General features: G+C 61.5%; 17 protein-coding genes. 10 read left to right on the top strand and 7 right to left on the bottom strand.

Annotated features, from left to right (window positions below; all coding sequences use genetic code 11):
• Positions 1-7 precede the first annotated feature (7 nt).
• From HFO71_RS32425 to HFO71_RS32395, 7 genes are all read left to right on the top strand, one after another.
• Positions 8-1,030, top strand: a complete 1,023-nt coding sequence (locus tag HFO71_RS32425; protein WP_168340061.1) for a glycoside hydrolase family 3 protein — start codon at positions 8-10, stop codon at positions 1,028-1,030.
• A gap of 95 nt (positions 1,031-1,125) precedes the next feature.
• On the top strand, positions 1,126-2,718 hold the full coding sequence (locus tag HFO71_RS32420; protein WP_376778088.1) for an ABC transporter substrate-binding protein: 1,593 nt from the start codon (positions 1,126-1,128) through the stop codon (positions 2,716-2,718).
• Between the two features lie 55 nt (positions 2,719-2,773).
• Complete coding sequence (locus HFO71_RS32415) at positions 2,774-3,751, top strand: ABC transporter permease (protein ID WP_077980113.1); 978 nt, start codon at positions 2,774-2,776, stop codon at positions 3,749-3,751.
• 1 nt (position 3,752) lies between these two features.
• Positions 3,753-4,631, top strand: coding sequence for an ABC transporter permease (locus tag HFO71_RS32410; RefSeq protein ID WP_024320030.1), 879 nt, complete (start codon positions 3,753-3,755; stop codon positions 4,629-4,631).
• Positions 4,628-5,431: an ABC transporter ATP-binding protein gene (locus tag HFO71_RS32405; protein WP_168340059.1), complete on the top strand. Its 804-nt coding sequence runs from the start codon at positions 4,628-4,630 to the stop codon at positions 5,429-5,431. Before HFO71_RS32410 ends, HFO71_RS32405 begins: the two co-directional genes overlap by 4 nt.
• Complete coding sequence (locus HFO71_RS32400) at positions 5,428-6,327, top strand: ABC transporter ATP-binding protein (protein ID WP_168340058.1); 900 nt, start codon at positions 5,428-5,430, stop codon at positions 6,325-6,327. The genes HFO71_RS32405 and HFO71_RS32400 overlap by 4 nt, the downstream gene beginning before the upstream one ends.
• 70 nt (positions 6,328-6,397) lie before the next feature.
• The gene (locus tag HFO71_RS32395; RefSeq protein ID WP_168340057.1) at positions 6,398-7,078 is read left to right on the top strand and encodes a spermidine synthase; all 681 of its coding nucleotides are present in this window, start codon (positions 6,398-6,400) and stop codon (positions 7,076-7,078) included.
• A gap of 3 nt (positions 7,079-7,081) precedes the next feature.
• Here HFO71_RS32395 and HFO71_RS32390 read toward each other — a convergent pair whose 3' ends face one another.
• From HFO71_RS32390 to HFO71_RS32380, 3 genes are all read right to left on the bottom strand, one after another.
• Positions 7,082-7,873: an HpcH/HpaI aldolase family protein gene (locus HFO71_RS32390; RefSeq protein ID WP_077980118.1), complete on the bottom strand. Its 792-nt coding sequence runs from the start codon at positions 7,871-7,873 to the stop codon at positions 7,082-7,084.
• Between the two features lie 100 nt (positions 7,874-7,973).
• Positions 7,974-8,177, bottom strand: coding sequence for a hypothetical protein (locus HFO71_RS32385; protein ID WP_077980274.1), 204 nt, complete (start codon positions 8,175-8,177; stop codon positions 7,974-7,976).
• A 119-nt stretch (positions 8,178-8,296) separates the two neighbouring features.
• Positions 8,297-9,199, bottom strand: a complete 903-nt coding sequence (locus HFO71_RS32380; RefSeq protein WP_168340055.1) for a choline sulfate utilization transcriptional regulator — start codon at positions 9,197-9,199, stop codon at positions 8,297-8,299.
• 142 nt (positions 9,200-9,341) lie between these two features.
• Between HFO71_RS32380 and betC the strand changes: the two genes are divergently transcribed.
• Positions 9,342-10,850, top strand: coding sequence for a choline-sulfatase (gene betC, locus HFO71_RS32375; protein WP_168340054.1), 1,509 nt, complete (start codon positions 9,342-9,344; stop codon positions 10,848-10,850).
• 137 nt (positions 10,851-10,987) lie between these two features.
• Here the strand turns inward: betC and HFO71_RS32370 are convergent, their stop codons facing one another.
• Both HFO71_RS32370 and HFO71_RS32365 read right to left on the bottom strand, forming a co-directional pair.
• On the bottom strand, positions 10,988-11,848 hold the full coding sequence (locus HFO71_RS32370) for a sugar phosphate isomerase/epimerase family protein (RefSeq protein ID WP_168340053.1): 861 nt from the start codon (positions 11,846-11,848) through the stop codon (positions 10,988-10,990).
• A gap of 66 nt (positions 11,849-11,914) precedes the next feature.
• Positions 11,915-13,285 carry an amidase gene (locus tag HFO71_RS32365; protein ID WP_168340052.1) on the bottom strand — a complete coding sequence of 457 codons (1,371 nt, stop codon included), beginning with the start codon at positions 13,283-13,285 and terminating at the stop codon, positions 11,915-11,917.
• A gap of 273 nt (positions 13,286-13,558) precedes the next feature.
• On the opposite strand from HFO71_RS32365, the gene HFO71_RS32360 reads away from it, so the two are divergent.
• Both HFO71_RS32360 and HFO71_RS32355 read left to right on the top strand, forming a co-directional pair.
• The gene (locus tag HFO71_RS32360; RefSeq protein ID WP_017958038.1) at positions 13,559-13,837 is read left to right on the top strand and encodes a hypothetical protein; all 279 of its coding nucleotides are present in this window, start codon (positions 13,559-13,561) and stop codon (positions 13,835-13,837) included.
• Between the two features lie 173 nt (positions 13,838-14,010).
• Positions 14,011-14,451 carry a DUF1810 domain-containing protein gene (locus tag HFO71_RS32355; protein ID WP_131640527.1) on the top strand — a complete coding sequence of 147 codons (441 nt, stop codon included), beginning with the start codon at positions 14,011-14,013 and terminating at the stop codon, positions 14,449-14,451.
• Between the two features lie 47 nt (positions 14,452-14,498).
• Here the strand turns inward: HFO71_RS32355 and HFO71_RS32350 are convergent, their stop codons facing one another.
• The gene (locus HFO71_RS32350; protein WP_003547852.1) at positions 14,499-14,687 is read right to left on the bottom strand and encodes a hypothetical protein; all 189 of its coding nucleotides are present in this window, start codon (positions 14,685-14,687) and stop codon (positions 14,499-14,501) included.
• A gap of 75 nt (positions 14,688-14,762) precedes the next feature.
• Positions 14,763-15,386: a TetR/AcrR family transcriptional regulator gene (locus HFO71_RS32345; protein ID WP_094088656.1), complete on the bottom strand. Its 624-nt coding sequence runs from the start codon at positions 15,384-15,386 to the stop codon at positions 14,763-14,765.
• Positions 15,387-15,502: the final 116 nt, after the last annotated feature.

The raw sequence follows: 15,502 nt of genomic DNA, 5'->3' as shown, positions 1-15,502 counted from the left end.
ACCAGAATTGTTCTCGACCCCGCTCGCCCTTTTCGTCGGCCTTCCGAATCCCACTATCTCGGATGATGAATTCGCCCTCTTTCGCGACACCAATCCGCTCGGCCTCTTCGTCGGCCGGCGCAATCAGCGCGAGCCGGAGCAGACGAGGCGGCTGATCGAGCGCTTCCGCGAAGCCGTCGGCCGCGACGACGCGCCTGTCTTCACCGACCAGGAAGGCGGCCGCGTCCAGCATCTCGATGCCGGCCCCTGGCCGCTCTTCCGCAGTTTCGGCCAGTTCGCCGAACTTGCGCGCCGCGATTTCGATCTCGGCAAAAAAGCATTGCGCCTTTCCTCCCAGGCCATGGGCGCGATGATGACGGAACTTGGCCTTTCCAGCGGATGCTCGCCCGTTCTCGATCTCGTCTTCGAGACGACGAGCGCGGTCATCGGCGCCCGCTCCTTTGGCCCTGATCCCGATTTCATCGCTGCCCTCGGCCGCGAGGTGGTCGATGGCCTGCTCGAGACCGGCAACATGCCTGTTATCAAGCACATACCCGGCCATGGCCGTGCGACGCTCGACTCCCACAAGGAGCGTCCGGTGGTCAATGCCAGCCGCGAGACGCTTACCGCCACCGATTTCAAGCCCTTCGTGGCGCTGAAGGATACGCCTTGGGCGATGGTCGCCCATGTCGTCTATTCGGCCTATGACGCGGAGCTGCCGGCGTCCGTCTCGCCTGTTATGCACGACGTGATCCGCAACGACATGGGTTATGACGGCGTGCTGATTTCCGACTGCATCTTCATGCAGTCGCTCTCCGGCACCCTTCCGGAGCGCGTCAAACAGGTGCTCGACGCAGGCTTCGACATCGCGCTCCACAGCCATGGCGACATCCCGGAAAGCGAAGCAGCCGCCAAGGCCGCCCGTCCGCTGACCGAAGCCGCCCTCAAGCGCATCACCGCCGGCAAGGCCCGCCTCGGCAATCTCAAGATCGATGTCCGCGCCGCCCATACTGAAGTCGAAGACATGTTTGCAAGCGCGCTGGTCTCCTGACCGGCACCTCATCTCTCACCGCATAAGAAAAGGGGAATAAAAACTTGAAAAAATATCTTCTTGCCGCCGCGCTAACGCTGCTTTCCGGATCCGCCATGGCGCAAACGGTGCTGACGGCGAATATCGAACCGGCGACGACCTGGGTTCGCAACTTCAACCCGTTCAACCAGACCTCGGCGCGCCAGTCGACGCTCGATTTCATCTACGAGCCGCTGGTCGTCTTCAACCGCTTCGACAGCAACAAGCCGGTCTATCGCCTGGCCGAAAGCTTCAAGCTCTCCGATGATCTGAAGAGCATCGAATTCAAGCTGCGCTCAGACCTGAAATGGTCTGACGGCAAGCCGCTGACGGCAGCCGACGTCAAGTTCACCTACGATTACCTGAAGAAATTCCCGGCGCTCGACTTCGTCAGCATCTGGACCTTCGTCACCGATATCAAGGCCGTCGACGGCCAGACGGTGCGCTTCACGCTCGCCAATCCGAGCTCGCTTGCGGCCGAACAGATCTCGCAGCTACCGATCGTTCCGGAACATGTCTGGAAGGACGTCGCCGATCCCGTGACTTTCGCCAACGAGACCCCTGTTGGTAGCGGCCCGCTGACAGAAGTGCCGCGCTTCACCGGCCAGACCTATGACCAGTGCCGCAACCCGCACTATTGGGACAACGCTCATCTGAAGGTCGATTGCATGCGCTTCCCGCAGCTTGCCGACAACAACCAGATCCTGACGGCAACGGCCGACGGCACGCTCGACTGGGGCGTCTCCTTCATTCCCGATATCGACAATGTCTATGTTTCCAAGGATCCGGCGCACTTCCATTACTGGTATTCGCCAAGCAGCATGGTCGCCTTTCTGTTCAACTTGGAAACGGCAAACGAGAACAACAAGAAGGCCTTCAACGACCTGAAATTCCGCCGTGCTGTCTCGATGGCGCTCGACCGCAAGACGATGATCGACGTCGCCGGCTACGGCTATCCGACGCTGAACGAAGACCCCGGCCTGATGGGCGAGCTTTACAAGAGCTGGGCGGACCCGTCCGTCAAAGCCGACTTCGGGAAGTTTGCAACCTATGATGCCGATGCAGCCAAGGCCCTGCTCGACGAGGCAGGCTACAAGGACAAGGACGGCGACGGCTTCCGCGACAATCCCGACGGCAGTAAGATCTCCTTCTCCATCATTGTCCCGAATTCCTGGACGGACTGGGTCGACACAGTCAACATCGCCGTGGAAGGCATCCAGGCTGTCGGCCTCGACGCCAAGATCGAAACGCCGGAGGAAGCCGTCTGGACCGGCAACCTCATCAACGGCACCTTCGATGCGGCGATCAACAGCTTGCCGGCATCGGCTTCGCCCTATTACCCCTATAAGCGCGCCTTCAGCGCCTCGGACAAGGGCAAGACCCGCTTCACCGCGCAGCGCTGGTTCAATCCGGAGGTCGAAAAACTCGTCACCGAGTTCACTCATACCGCCGATCTTGCCAAGCAGAAGGACGCGATGAACAAGGCGCAACGCATCGTCGCTGAAAACATGCCGATGATTCCCGTCTTCAACAATCCGAACTGGTATCAGTACAACACCAAGCGCTTCAGCGGCTGGTCGACCAAGGAAAACCCCTTCGTCAATCCGTCGATCTCCCGGACCAACCCGGCACGCCTGCTGAACCTGCTGGCCCTCGAGCCGGTCAAGTAAGCATCGCAATCCTCCGGAGCGGCGTAAAGCGCCGCTCCGTCACGACGGAGTCCCCATGGCTTTTCTGCTTCGCCGCCTCGTCTTCTACATGGCAGCTTTCATCGCGGCAGCGACGATCAATTTCTTCCTGCCGCGTCTGATGCCGGGCGATCCGGTGCAGATCATGTTCTCAAGCGCCGGCACCGAATTGCCGCCGGAAAGCCTGCAGGCGCTGAAACTCACCTTCGGCTTCGTCGACGGCCCGCTCTGGCAACAATACCTCACCTATCTCGGCAGCATCTTCACCGGCGATCTCGGCCGCTCGATCAAGTATTTCCCGCTGCCCGTCACCTCCGTGCTCGGCAATGCGCTCATCTGGACCGTCGGCCTGATGGGCACAGCGACCATCGTCAGCTTCGCGATCGGCACCTTTCTCGGCATCGTCGCCGCCTGGCGACGCGGCAGCACGTTCGATGTCATCGTCTCCGTCGGCGCGATCTTCGCCACCTCGGTGCCGGCCGTCGTCACCTCGCTGATCGTGCTCTTCATCTTCGGCTTCACGCTCGGCTGGTTTCCGAACGGCTATGCCGCCGACCCATCGCTCGATCCCGCCTTCAGCCTGCAATATATCGGCAGCCTCGCCTACCACGGCATCCTGCCGATGGTGACGCTCTGCACCGTGCTGATCGGCGGCTTCACGGTCACCATGCGCAACAACATGATCAATCTGCTCGGCGAGGACTATATCGTCATGGCCCGCGCCAAGGGCCTTTCGGATCGGCATGTGATGCTCTGGTACGCGGCGCGCAACGCCCTGCTGCCGACCGTCTCCAGCCTTGCCATCGCCATCGGCACCATCCTCGGCGGATCGCTGGTGACGGAGGTCGTCTATAATTATCCCGGCCTCGGCAACATTCTCTACCAGGCGATCCTCGCCCGCGACTACCCTGTCATCCAGGGCCAGCTCCTCATCATGACCGCAACCATGCTGATCGCCAATTTTATCGTCGACGTCAGCTATGTGCTGCTCGATCCCAGGCTGAAGGGAGCGTGAGATGAAGACCCTGCTTCGAAACCGCAAGGCGCTCGTCGGTCTCGTCATCATCGCCTTCATCGTCCTCGTCGCGATCGCAGCGCCGCTGCTGACGCAGTACGATCCCGCCGCCCGCACCGGGCGGCCGCACCAGCCGCCATCGCTCGATCATATCCTCGGCACCACGCGCATCGGCCAGGATGTCTTCGCCCGGCTGATCTACGGTGCCCGCACCTCGCTTGCCGTCGGCTTCGGCGCAGGCCTGCTGATCACGCTCGTCGGCACCGCACTCGGCATCATCTCCGGCTATCGCGGCGGCAAGACCGACGAGATCATCAGCTTCTTCACCAATATGGTACTCGTCGTTCCCAACCTGCCGCTGCTCTTGGTGCTTGCCGCCTTCATCGGCCAGGCAAGCCCTCTCGTCATCGCCCTTATCCTCGGCGCCACCTCCTGGGCCTGGGGCGCACGCGTCACCCGCGCCGAAACGCTCTCCGTCAAGCAGAAGGATTTCGTCAAATCGGCCGAGATGATGGGTGAGCCGCAATGGCGTATCATGACATTCGAGATTTTTCCCAATGTGATTTCAATCGTCGGCATCAACTTCATCGGCAGCGTCATCTTCGCGATCATCACCGAGGCGACGCTCGAGTTCCTCGGCCTCGGCGATCCGAGAGCGATCTCCTGGGGCACCATGCTCTACAATGCACAGAAGGCCTCGGCCCTTTCGGTCGGCGCCTGGTGGGATATTCTCACCCCCTGCTTCGCACTAGCCTTCCTCGGTATCGGCATGTCACTCTTGAATTTCGCTGTCGACGAGATCGCCAATCCGCGGCTGCGCACCGGCAATCACCTGAAGCGCTGGTCCCTGCTCGTCCGCTCCGGGGAGGGCCGCCTGTGACGCAGCCGCTGCTTTCAGTGAGGAACCTCACCATCGACTATATCGGCGAGGAGAAGGACTTCCGCGCCGTCAACGATGTCAGCTTCGACGTCGCGCCGGGCGAGGTCTTCGGCCTTGCCGGCGAATCCGGTTGCGGCAAGAGCACCATCGCTTTTGCCATCAGCCGCCTGCACAAACCGCCGGCGCTGATCCGCAAGGAGAGCCGTATCCTGCTCGACGGTCGCGACGTGCTCGGCCTCAACAGGCAGGCGCTCAGTGCGTTCCGCTGGCGCGAGGTCGCCATGGTGTTCCAGAGCGCCATGAACTCGCTGAACCCGGTGCTGCGCATCGAGACGCAATTCTACGACATGCTGCGCACCCACAAGGGGATGAGCCGCACGGAAGCCCGTGAGCGCACCGCCGAGATGCTGACCCTCGTCGATATCGCGCCGGATCGCATGCGCGACTATCCGCACCAGTTTTCCGGCGGCATGCGCCAGCGCATCGTTATCGCCATCTGCATGGCGCTCAATCCGAAGCTCGTCGTCATGGACGAACCGACGACGGCGCTCGACGTCGTCGTCCAGCGCGAGATCCTGCAGCGCATCAACGAATTGCGCCGCAGCTTCGGCTTCTCCGTGCTGTTCATCACCCATGATCTCGGGCTGATGGTGCAATTCTGCGACCGCATCGGCATCATGCTATCAGGCCAGTTGGTGGAGCAGAACACGGCCGAGGCGATCTACAGGACGCCCAAGCATGAATACACGAAAAAGCTCTGGGCTTCCTTCCCCTCGCTGCGTGGAGGAGTGCTGCTATGACAGACGCCATTCTCGCACTCGACCAGGTGACCAAGACTTTCGGCCATGGCTTCGGGGCCGTGCATGCGGCGCGCGCCATCTCGTTTTCGCTGCATGCCGGCCGGGCGCTGGCGCTCGTTGGCGAATCCGGCAGCGGCAAGACCACCTGCGCCCGCATGGCGATGCGCGAATATCTGCCGACATCGGGCCGGATTCTCTACAAGGGCCGGCCTGTCGAGGCGGCGAAATCCGCCGAGATCGCCCGTTACCGCCGTTCGGTGCAGATGATCTTCCAGGATCCCTTCGCCTCGCTCAACCCGGCCCACACCATCGCCCATCATCTCCGGCGGCCACTCAAACTGCACCGCCCGGAGATCAAGGGGGCCGAGATCGACGCCGCGATCCGTGAACTTCTGCGGCGCGTCAGGCTCGATCCCGATCTCGTCGCGCCGAAATATCCGCACGAGCTTTCCGGCGGCCAGCGCCAGCGCATCAACATCGCGCGCGCCTTGGCCGTCAAGCCGGAGGTAATCGTCGCCGACGAACCGACCTCGATGCTCGACGTCTCCGTGCGCCTCGGCGTGCTGAACCTGTTGAACGAGATGAAGCAGGAGATGAATCTCGGCCTGCTCTATATCACCCATGACATCGCCACCGCCCGTTATGTCGCCGAGGACATCGCCGTGATGTATGCCGGCCAGATCGTCGAATGGGGCAGCGTCGCCAAGGTGATCGACAATCCGCTGCATCCCTATACAAGGCTGCTGCTCTCGGCCGTGCCCGATCCCGAAGTCCGGTTCGACGACCCGAAGGCCCGGCTGAGGCCCGACGAGGTGGAGGACATCCGCCGCCGTTCGGCCGTGCCGCGGGACGACATCGTCGAATTCGAGCAGGATCATTTCATGCGGATGATCTGAGGCCGGCTTGCTGGCCTCATCTGGCGCCCCATGCTAGGGGACGGTCTCTTTCAGATGAGGCGATACCGTCATGCTGCTCTGGATCCAGCTCGATTCCGCGACCATTCCCGGTGAAAACGGCGAATTGCGGCTGAAGCGGCGCGGCAGCGAGTTTTCGATCATGCTCGGCGCCAACGAGCTGATGAACAGCCGCCTCAGCGGCTCGGAGGAGGCGCTGGCGACCCTTTCCTGGGATCGGATCAAAACGCATCCGAAGCCGCGGATCCTGATCGGCGGCCTCGGCATGGGCTTTACCCTGCGCGCCGCTCTCGCCGTCCTCCCGGAAGATGCCGGCGTCACCGTCGCCGAACTGGTGCCGGCCGTGGTCGCCTGGGCACGCGGGCCGATGGCCGAGGTCTTCAAGGGCTGTCTCGACGACCCGCGCGTCGGTATCCACCAGGGCGATGTCGGCGAGGCGATCCGTTCCGGTAAAGGCGCCTATGACGCCATCCTGCTCGATGTCGATAATGGCCCTGATGGCCTGACCCGCAAATCCAACGACCGGCTCTACGATTTCGCTGGCCTTCGCGCCGCCGGCGACGCGTTGCGCCCCGGCGGCGTGCTCGCCGTCTGGTCGTCCGGTCCGGACCCCGATTTCACCCGACGTCTCAAGGGCAGCGGTTTTGCCGTCGATGTGGTCAACACGCGCGCCAACGGCAAACGCGGCGGCGCCCGCCACGTCATCTGGCTGGCCGTCAAACCAGTGAAATGACGCTCAAGCAGACGCGATCCTGCGGGCGGCATTGATGGCGCGGCGAGCGCCGGAGCGCAGTTGCGCGGTCTCGGCACCGGCAATGACCAGATCGAAGCCGAATTTCAGTAGCTCGCCCGCCCGCTCGCCGTCGGCGGCGAAGGCGCAGGCGAATTTGCCATGGGCGCGGCAGCGCGAAACCGCATGCTGCATGGCGCTGTCGATCTCGGCGGCGTTCGGCGCAACCTGGTCGCCGTTCGAGAGTGCGATCGAAAGGTCGGAGGGGCCGATGAAGATACCGTCGATGCCGGCAACGCCGAGGATACCGTCAATCGCCTCGAGTGCCGCCCGGGTCTCGATCATGGCGATGGCGACGGTCAGCGCGTTGGCGTTCTTCAGATAATCATCGGCCGACAGGCCGGTATGGTTGAGCGCCAGCGACGGTCCCCAGCTGCGTTCGCCGAGAGGCGGATATTTCGTGGTCTTGACGAAGGCTTGCGCGTCTTCGGCCGAATTGATCATCGGCGCTATGATGCCGGAGGCACCGGCATCGAGCAGGCGCGAGGCGGACGCGAAATCGCCGACCGGTATGCGCGCCAGCGCCGGCTTGCCGGCAAGCCGCACCTGGGCCACGGCGTTCGCTGCCGAGGGCATGTCCCACATGCCGTGCTGCATATCCAGCACGATGGTGTCGAAAGCCTCCTGCGCCAGGTGATTGGCGAGCGTGGCGTCGGGAATACCGACCCAGGCGGAGATCATGCCGCCCCGGTGTTGCCTGATCCGGTCCGCAAAGCCGTCGATTTCAGCTGCGCTCATGCCATTCTCCTCAGTTCGACAGGCCGCCTGCGGCCAGATATTTCATCTTGAGGAACTCTTCGATGTCGAATTCCCTCAAAGCCATGCACGGGTTGCCGGCTCATCCTCTCCTGCGCAGCCGTGAAATAATGACCGTCACGGCGATCCCCGCTGCAGCCATGATGCCTCCCCAGAGAACCCAGATGCTTTGGTTGATCATGAAACTGGATGCGGGATAGGGAAAATAACCGCTTCCCTGTGCGATCCAGATCAGCCCCAGGAGGATCATGAGCAGTCCAACGACGTATCCGACGGTTCGCGGCATGCTTCGGCCCTCCCTATGAATCGATGCCACAATGTCGATCGGCATCGGTCATGACAAGGCTTCTCTCCTGGGAGCGAACATATTCCGGATACGATGAGGCACCGGCCTCGGTCCGAATGTCATATGCGGCCGACTTCATCCACCAGCCAGCTGCTGAGCCTCTCGCTGTGAATATTGGCCGATCGCGGCGGTATCAGCCAGTAACCGCGGTCGCGTGCCTCGAGCGGCGGCCCGGCTTCCACCAGCATTTGTGTGGAGAGAAGCGTATCGACCAGCCCCATCCAGCCGACCGCCACGCCTTGCTCGCTGAGAGCCGCCTGGACGACCAGCGAGTAGGTGTTGAAACTGACATCACCGCGGCCGGCGTGGAGATCGCGAGTTACGGAGAATTCGGCAAAATAACTTCGCCAGTCGAACCAGGGAGATGGCGTCGGCGAATCGAGATGGATCAGGATCGCCTTGGCAAGCTGCTGCGGATCGTCGAACGGGCCGTTGCGATCGAGAAAGCCTCGCGTGCAGACGGGCACCACCTTTTCCTGCAGCAGAAGTGATCCGACGGCACCGAATTCCGCCTTTGTGCCGAAAACCACCGCCACATCTGCGTCGTCACGAAAGCCGGGCTCGAGCCGCTGCGTCGCGACGATCTGTATATCCGTTTCGGGGTGAAGCAGGCGAAAGCCATGCATGCGCGGGATCAGCCAGAGCGCTGAAAAGGCATAGTCGGTTCTCAGTCTGACGACCGGCCTTTGAGCCTCGGTGCGGAAACTGCGCGCCAGGGCATCGACGTCAGCAACCGTCTTGGCGGCAACCTGGAAAAGCCGTTCGCCCTCCGCGGTCAACTCGACGCCGCGATGCAGCCGGCGCAGCAGGGCGACGCCGAACTGCTCTTCCAGCCGTCGGATCTGATAACTGACGGCAGGCTGCGTGAGGCCGAGAACTGCCGCCGCGGCCGAAAAGCTGCCGAGCCTTGCGACCTCAGCGAAGATGCGCATCCATCCCAGCTCAGGCAGGCGGTCCGGCATAAAAAATCCTTTTGGCAAGCATCAAAAAAAGCTGGCTTTACAAGAGGTATGATAGTGGTTTTGATAAGATCTGCAAATAGCAAGGGACGTCCCCTTCCAGGAAGATCGGCCCGGCCTTTGAGACCATAGGAGACAATTTCACATGGCGCGTCCGAATATCCTCATCCTGATGGTCGATCAGTTGAATGGCACTTTCTTTCCCGATGGCCCTGCCGATTTCCTGCATACGCCACATCTGAAATCATTGGCGGAGCGCTCCGTGCGTTTCACCAACGCCTATACGGCAAGCCCGCTCTGCGCACCGGCGCGGGCCTCCTTCATGTCCGGGCAATTGCCGAGCCGAACCCGCGTCTATGACAATGCGGCGGAATTTGCCTCTGATATTCCGACTTATGCGCATCATCTGCGCGCGGCCGGATACCAGACCGCACTTTCCGGCAAGATGCACTTCGTCGGCCCCGACCAGTTGCATGGCTTCGAGGAACGCCTGACGACGGACATCTACCCGGCCGATTTCGGCTGGACGCCCGACTATAGCAAACCCGGCGAACGCATAGACTGGTGGTATCATAATCTGGGTTCAGTCACCGGCGCCGGGATTGCCGAGATCACCAACCAGATGGAATATGACGACGAGGTCGCTTACCACGCCGGCCGCAAGCTATTCGATCTCTCGCGCGGTCATGACGAGCGCCCCTGGTGTCTGACCGTCAGCTTCACCCATCCGCATGACCCTTATGTCGCGCGCCGCAAATTCTGGGACCTCTACGAGGATTGCCCGGCACTTGACCCTGAGGTTGCGCCGATTGCCTTCGAGCGGCAGGACCCGCACTCGCAGCGTCTGATGAAAGCCTGCGATCACGACGCTTTCGACATCAACGATGAGCAGATCAGGCGGGCAAGGCGGGGCTATTTCGCCAATATCTCCTATGTCGACGAGAAGATCGGCGACATTCTCGGCGTCCTCGAACGGAGCCGCATGGCCGAAAACACGATCATCCTCTTTGCCTCCGACCATGGCGACATGCTCGGCGACCGCGGCCTCTGGTTCAAGATGAACTTCTTCGAAGGATCGGCCCGCGTTCCGCTGATGATCGCAGCACCCGGCTGGCAGCCCAGACGGATCGACCAGCCTGTCTCCACCCTCGACGTGACGCCGACGCTGGCGGGTCTTGCCGGGATCGATATCGCCTCGCTAAAGCCATGGACCGAGGGCGAGGATCTCGCAGCGCTTGCGGAAGGCACCGGCAGCCGCGGCGCGGTGCCGATGGAATATGCCGCGGAGGGTTCCGAGGCACCGCTCGTCTGCATCCGCGACGGACGATACAAGCTCTCGCTTTGCGACAAGGACCCGCCGATGCTGTTTAATCTCGAGACCGATCCGCAGGAACTCGACAATCTGGCGGCCGATCCGGCGCATGCCGAGATCTTAGCAAGGCTTGTCGAACAGGCCGGCCGGCGCTGGAATCTTTCCGATTTCGACGCAGCCGTGCGCGAAAGCCAGGCGCGGCGCTGGGTGGTCTATGCGGCGCTGCGCAATGGGGCCTATTATCCATGGGACTACCAGCCGCTGCAGAAAGCCTCGGAGCGCTATATGCGCAACCACATGGATCTGAACGTGCTGGAGGAAAACCAAAGGTTCCCACGCTAGAACAGGATGATTTTAGGCCGGGTCGGCCTAAAATCTGAATCCTGTTCTACATTATAGAGTTAGAGCATGATGTCGTCCGAAAACCGCTCACACTTTTCGGCATCATGCTCTAGGAATGAGCGAGAAGTGCTTCTGATTTAAGCCGTCTTGCGCGCCGGCGCCTCGCGCAGGAAATCCTCGATGAACGCCTTTTGCAGCAGGATGCCGTCCCATTCGTCAGGGAAGAAGGGCGAGTCGTAGATCAGCGTGAAGGGACCGTCATAACCGGCTCTCTCGCACATCTCCAGGCACCTGCGGTAATCCTCGGTGTCGAGACCGGCGACGCCGTAATCGGCTTTGGCATGGCAGATTTCCGCCCGGCCCATGATATCGGCAAGGCCTACATATTTTGCTGGCGCCGGCCAGTTGCCAAGGTCGCCGTTGAGGCCGACCCTGCCATCCAGCCGGTCGAGCAGCCAGTTCATCTCGACGGGCGACGGCAGCAGGTCGAACCAGTTCTCGACGACGACACGCACACCGCTGCCTTCGGCCTTTCCGGCCAGCCAGTTCAGATGGTTGGCGGCACGGGTAAGGTTTTCCTCCGTCGGCTTCTGCTTGCCGGCAATGACGCGCATCCTCTCAGCCCCGAGGGCTGCGGCGATGTCGATCCACTCCGCCATCCATTCGACGTCGCGTTCGGCCGTCTCCGGATGGCTCGGATCGCCATCCTCGACGAGCAACGTCTGGAACAGCACCTTCGAGGCCGCCATCGCGCCACGCAAGTCGTTTATATAGCCGGCGTCGAGGCTCGGCAGATGGAAGGAACAGACCTCCAGCCGGTTGATGCCGCGCGCCGAGAGCGCCGCCGGCACGTCGATCAGCGCTGCGGCACCGGGTCCGTAGGGCTCTTTCGGCGCAGCGCTTTTGTCGGGATCGGGACTATAGGCATGAATGGCGCCAAGCAGCCGATGCAGCGACCATGTCGAAACCGCGAAACGTCCGTTTTGCAAAACCTGCATTTGCTTTCCTCCGGGATCTCCTCATGCCATCAATGGCAACTAAAACCCGGCGGTTCAATTGCCAATTCAGGCAAAATCGTCGCGGATGACCGCCTCGGCCGCAAGGGCAATCCCCAGCAGCGCCTCATCGCGATGGGGGGTGGCCGAAAGCAGCAGTCCAACAGGCATGCCAGCCTCGCCCGTACCGCAGGGAATGGAAACGCCGCACCAGTCGAGGAAATTGCCGAGCGCGGTGTTGCGCAACGTCTTGTTGTTCGTCGCGAAGAACAGCTCGTCATCCTGCTCCAACGGCCCGATCGGCGGCGCGACATGGGCGACGGTCGGAAAGGCGAGCAGCCGGTCGCCGACGAGGCGCTCGACATCGACGATCAGGCGGCTGCGCGCCTCGAGGATCGCCAGGTAATCGGGCAGCGTCGTCTTGCTTCCGAGACGGGTGCGCATGACGACACGGTGGTCCATGCTGTCCGCGTCCGGTCCTGCCAAGCGCTCGCGGTGAAGTGCGAAAGCCTCCGCCGTGACCAGCGGACCATATCTCGTCATCAGATCGAATATCTCGTTGAAGGCGGGGATGACGGTGCGGGCAACCTTGGCGCCGGCCTTTTGAAGACGTCCCAGAGCTGCCTCGAACGCGGCGACGACGCCGGCTTCAGCGCCATCGAAGGCGATATTTTCAGGCACGATGAGTTCCAGCCCTTGCAGAGGACGCTCAACGACGTCGGGCGCCGTCAGGCCGCGCATCGCCGCGTCGATCCAGACCGCGTCCCTGACGCTGCGGCAGAGCGGTCCCAGCGAATCCAGGCTCCTTGCCAGCGGATAGACCCCTGCCATCGCGTGGCGGCCGCGTGTTGCTTTGTAGCCGACGATACCGTTGAAAGCGGCGGGAATACGCACCGAGCCGCCAGTATCGGTGCCCATGGCGACCGGCACCAGCCCGGCCGCGACGACGACACCAGCGCCGGAGGATGAGCCGCCCGGAATGCGCGGCAGATCAGTGCCGCGCGGATTTACCGGCGTGCCGTAATGCGGATTGATGCCGAGGCCGGAAAAGGCGAACTCGCTCATATTGGTGCGTCCGACGGCGACCATGCCCGCCTGTCTCAGCAAAGCGACGACAGCCGCATCGCGTTTGGCCGGCATATCCTTTGCCAGAACGACGGAACCTGCCGTCGTCGGCAGGCCTTCAATGTCGAAAAGATCCTTCCAGGCAATCGGAATGCCGTCCAGCAATCCAAGCGAGCGCCCTTCCCGCAGACGTCGCGAAGAGGCTCGCGCCTCCTCCATCGCCCGGCTTTCGAGCAATGTGGTGAAGACCGCCTTGTCGGCATAATTCGCGATGGAATCGAAGACCGCCTCGGCCACCTCGACCGGATCGGCCGCGCCACCTTGAATGAGGACCGAAAGCTGCGCGACCGACATCGCGCCGAAGGATTTGCTCATGGGACTATCCAGAAGAGAGATGTTCCTGTCTGGACTACCCCGGATCATTCCGGTGAACCAGAGCTTCACGATATTTTGCTTTTATTGGTACGAATTTTTGAACACTGAGTTTGAATATCGCCCCTTCAATTGCCACGATCGAAGACACACATGCTGCTCGCATGCGAAGCCGGTTCGGCACGAGGGTGAGAGTTTGCTCTGAGACCCCGGCTCCGCATGTGTTGCAGGAGTAATTAAATGACAGATTGTGAAACTTTAAGCCGTCGCCAGGATATGGTGACCCTCCATGTAAAAGAGGACGAAACCGCCGGTTTAGGCGAGCGCGATTATGTAGATCATGTCAGCGCCCAGAAACTTTCGGCGTTCGAGCGCATTGTCGTGGTCGGAGCGCTGGTTCTCTTGAGCTTTGCGGGTTTTGCCGCATATTCTTCCGGCAATACGGACCCGATGACGACATCGGCCATTGCCGCCCCGGCCGGCGATACCATGCCGGCTCATCCGGCCTACGGCCATTGCCGCGACAGCAGCCCCTACGCTGAGAGGGTCTGCTGATAGCAAAACCACTGCATAATTCCTTAATTCGTAAACCGATTTAAGGATGAAATTATGCAGTCATTCGAAATGCTACAGCGTCCTTTGCGCGTCTGAAAGACGCGCGGCGCTGTAGATCGCCGGGCGTGGAAACCTTGGCCCAGGCTGCATACAGCAGGAAAAGGGAAAGGATCATGGCCGGCGACATCGACTACAAGCTTCACCGCTTCATAGACGCGCAGAACGGCGTCTACGAACAAGCGCTCCTGGAGCTGAAAGCCGGGCGCAAGACCTCCCACTGGATGTGGTTCATCTTCCCGCAGATCGCCGGTCTCGGTACCTCGGCGATGGCCGAAAAATATGCGATCCGCTCAGCCGAGGAAGCGGCCGCCTATCTCGCCGATCCCATTCTCGCAAGCCGGCTGCTGCGTTGCGTCGAGGCGATCCTGTCGGTGGACGGCCGATCGGCGCACGAAATCCTTGGTTCACCCGACGACCTCAAGCTGCGCTCGTCGATGACCTTGTTTGCCGCGATCAGCGACCATGGTTCGCCCTTCCACCGGGTGATCGAGCATTTCTATCAGGGAAAATTCGACGATCGGACGATGGAAATCCTCAATGCCAGCACAGACTGATTTTATACCAGTCGGCTTAAATCTGAATGCTGAAGCAAATTTTAGAGTTATCTGCCCGGCCTGCTCTCCAACGTAGCAATTTCCTCGGAAATTTCGCTCAGCCGCTGACGCAAATCGCTGTCGGTGCCGTCATCGACCTCTTCCTCGCCGAAACAATAGCGCGCATCATGGAGCTCCAGCTTGGCTTCGAGCTCGGCGCGTTTGGCATACAGGCGTTTGAGATAGACGTAGTTCATCTCCCTGCCTCCACATCGCCCTCGGGTTAGTTTAAAAACGGCATGGAAGCGGTAAGGTTCCCCCTCTTGCGGCGGTCAGGCGAAAGAAGCGATCGCCGCGTGGCAGGCCTTGGCGAAATGACCGCAGCAGCCTGCAGCGCCCATGGCCTGGCGGCTGACGCGCGCGCCTTCGAGCAGCAGCGTCAACGTATCGGCAAGAAGCTGGGGTTCGCGCGCACCGGCCGCCGAACAGAGCGCGGCCAGGCGATCACGCTGTTCGGCCTTGTGCCGTTCGATCATTTCGTGGGCCGGATGGCCCTCGCCCTTCAGCTCGATGGCGGCATTGGCGAGATCGCAGCCGGCGGGCTCACCGTTCAGACATTGCGCCCGCAGTTCCACCCAGGCGTCCAACTGGGCGCGCGGATTGTCGGGATAGGCCGATTCCAGATCGCGCCAGATGGCACCGGCCTTTTCGGAGGCGCGGCGAAGCGTCTCGCAGACGAGCTCGTCCTTCGAGCCGAAATGCCGGTAGAGCGTCATCTTGTTGGTCAGAGCCGCGTCGGCAATGGCATCGACGCCGATGCCGCGAATGCCGCGCTCGCGGAAAAGCTCCGAGGCGGTCGAGACGATACGCTCCCGCGGCGGGATGCGATCTTCTGGAACGGCTGCGGGGATTTCATTCGAAGTTTCTGATTTTTTTGCGGACGTAGTCCTTGACATCAATGTGACCGATCGGTAACAAATGCATTGTTACTTACCGGTAACACCACGAAACGCGAAAGTCAATGCCGAGGGCATGGCAGCGGAAAGTGGAACACGGGCGACCGCCCACGAAA

Source organism: Rhizobium laguerreae (genome assembly GCF_019778565.1).
GTDB lineage: Bacteria > Pseudomonadota > Alphaproteobacteria > Rhizobiales > Rhizobiaceae > Rhizobium > Rhizobium laguerreae.
The sequence above is the reverse complement of the archived record's forward strand: the minus strand, read 5'-3'. Positions and strand labels throughout refer to the sequence as shown.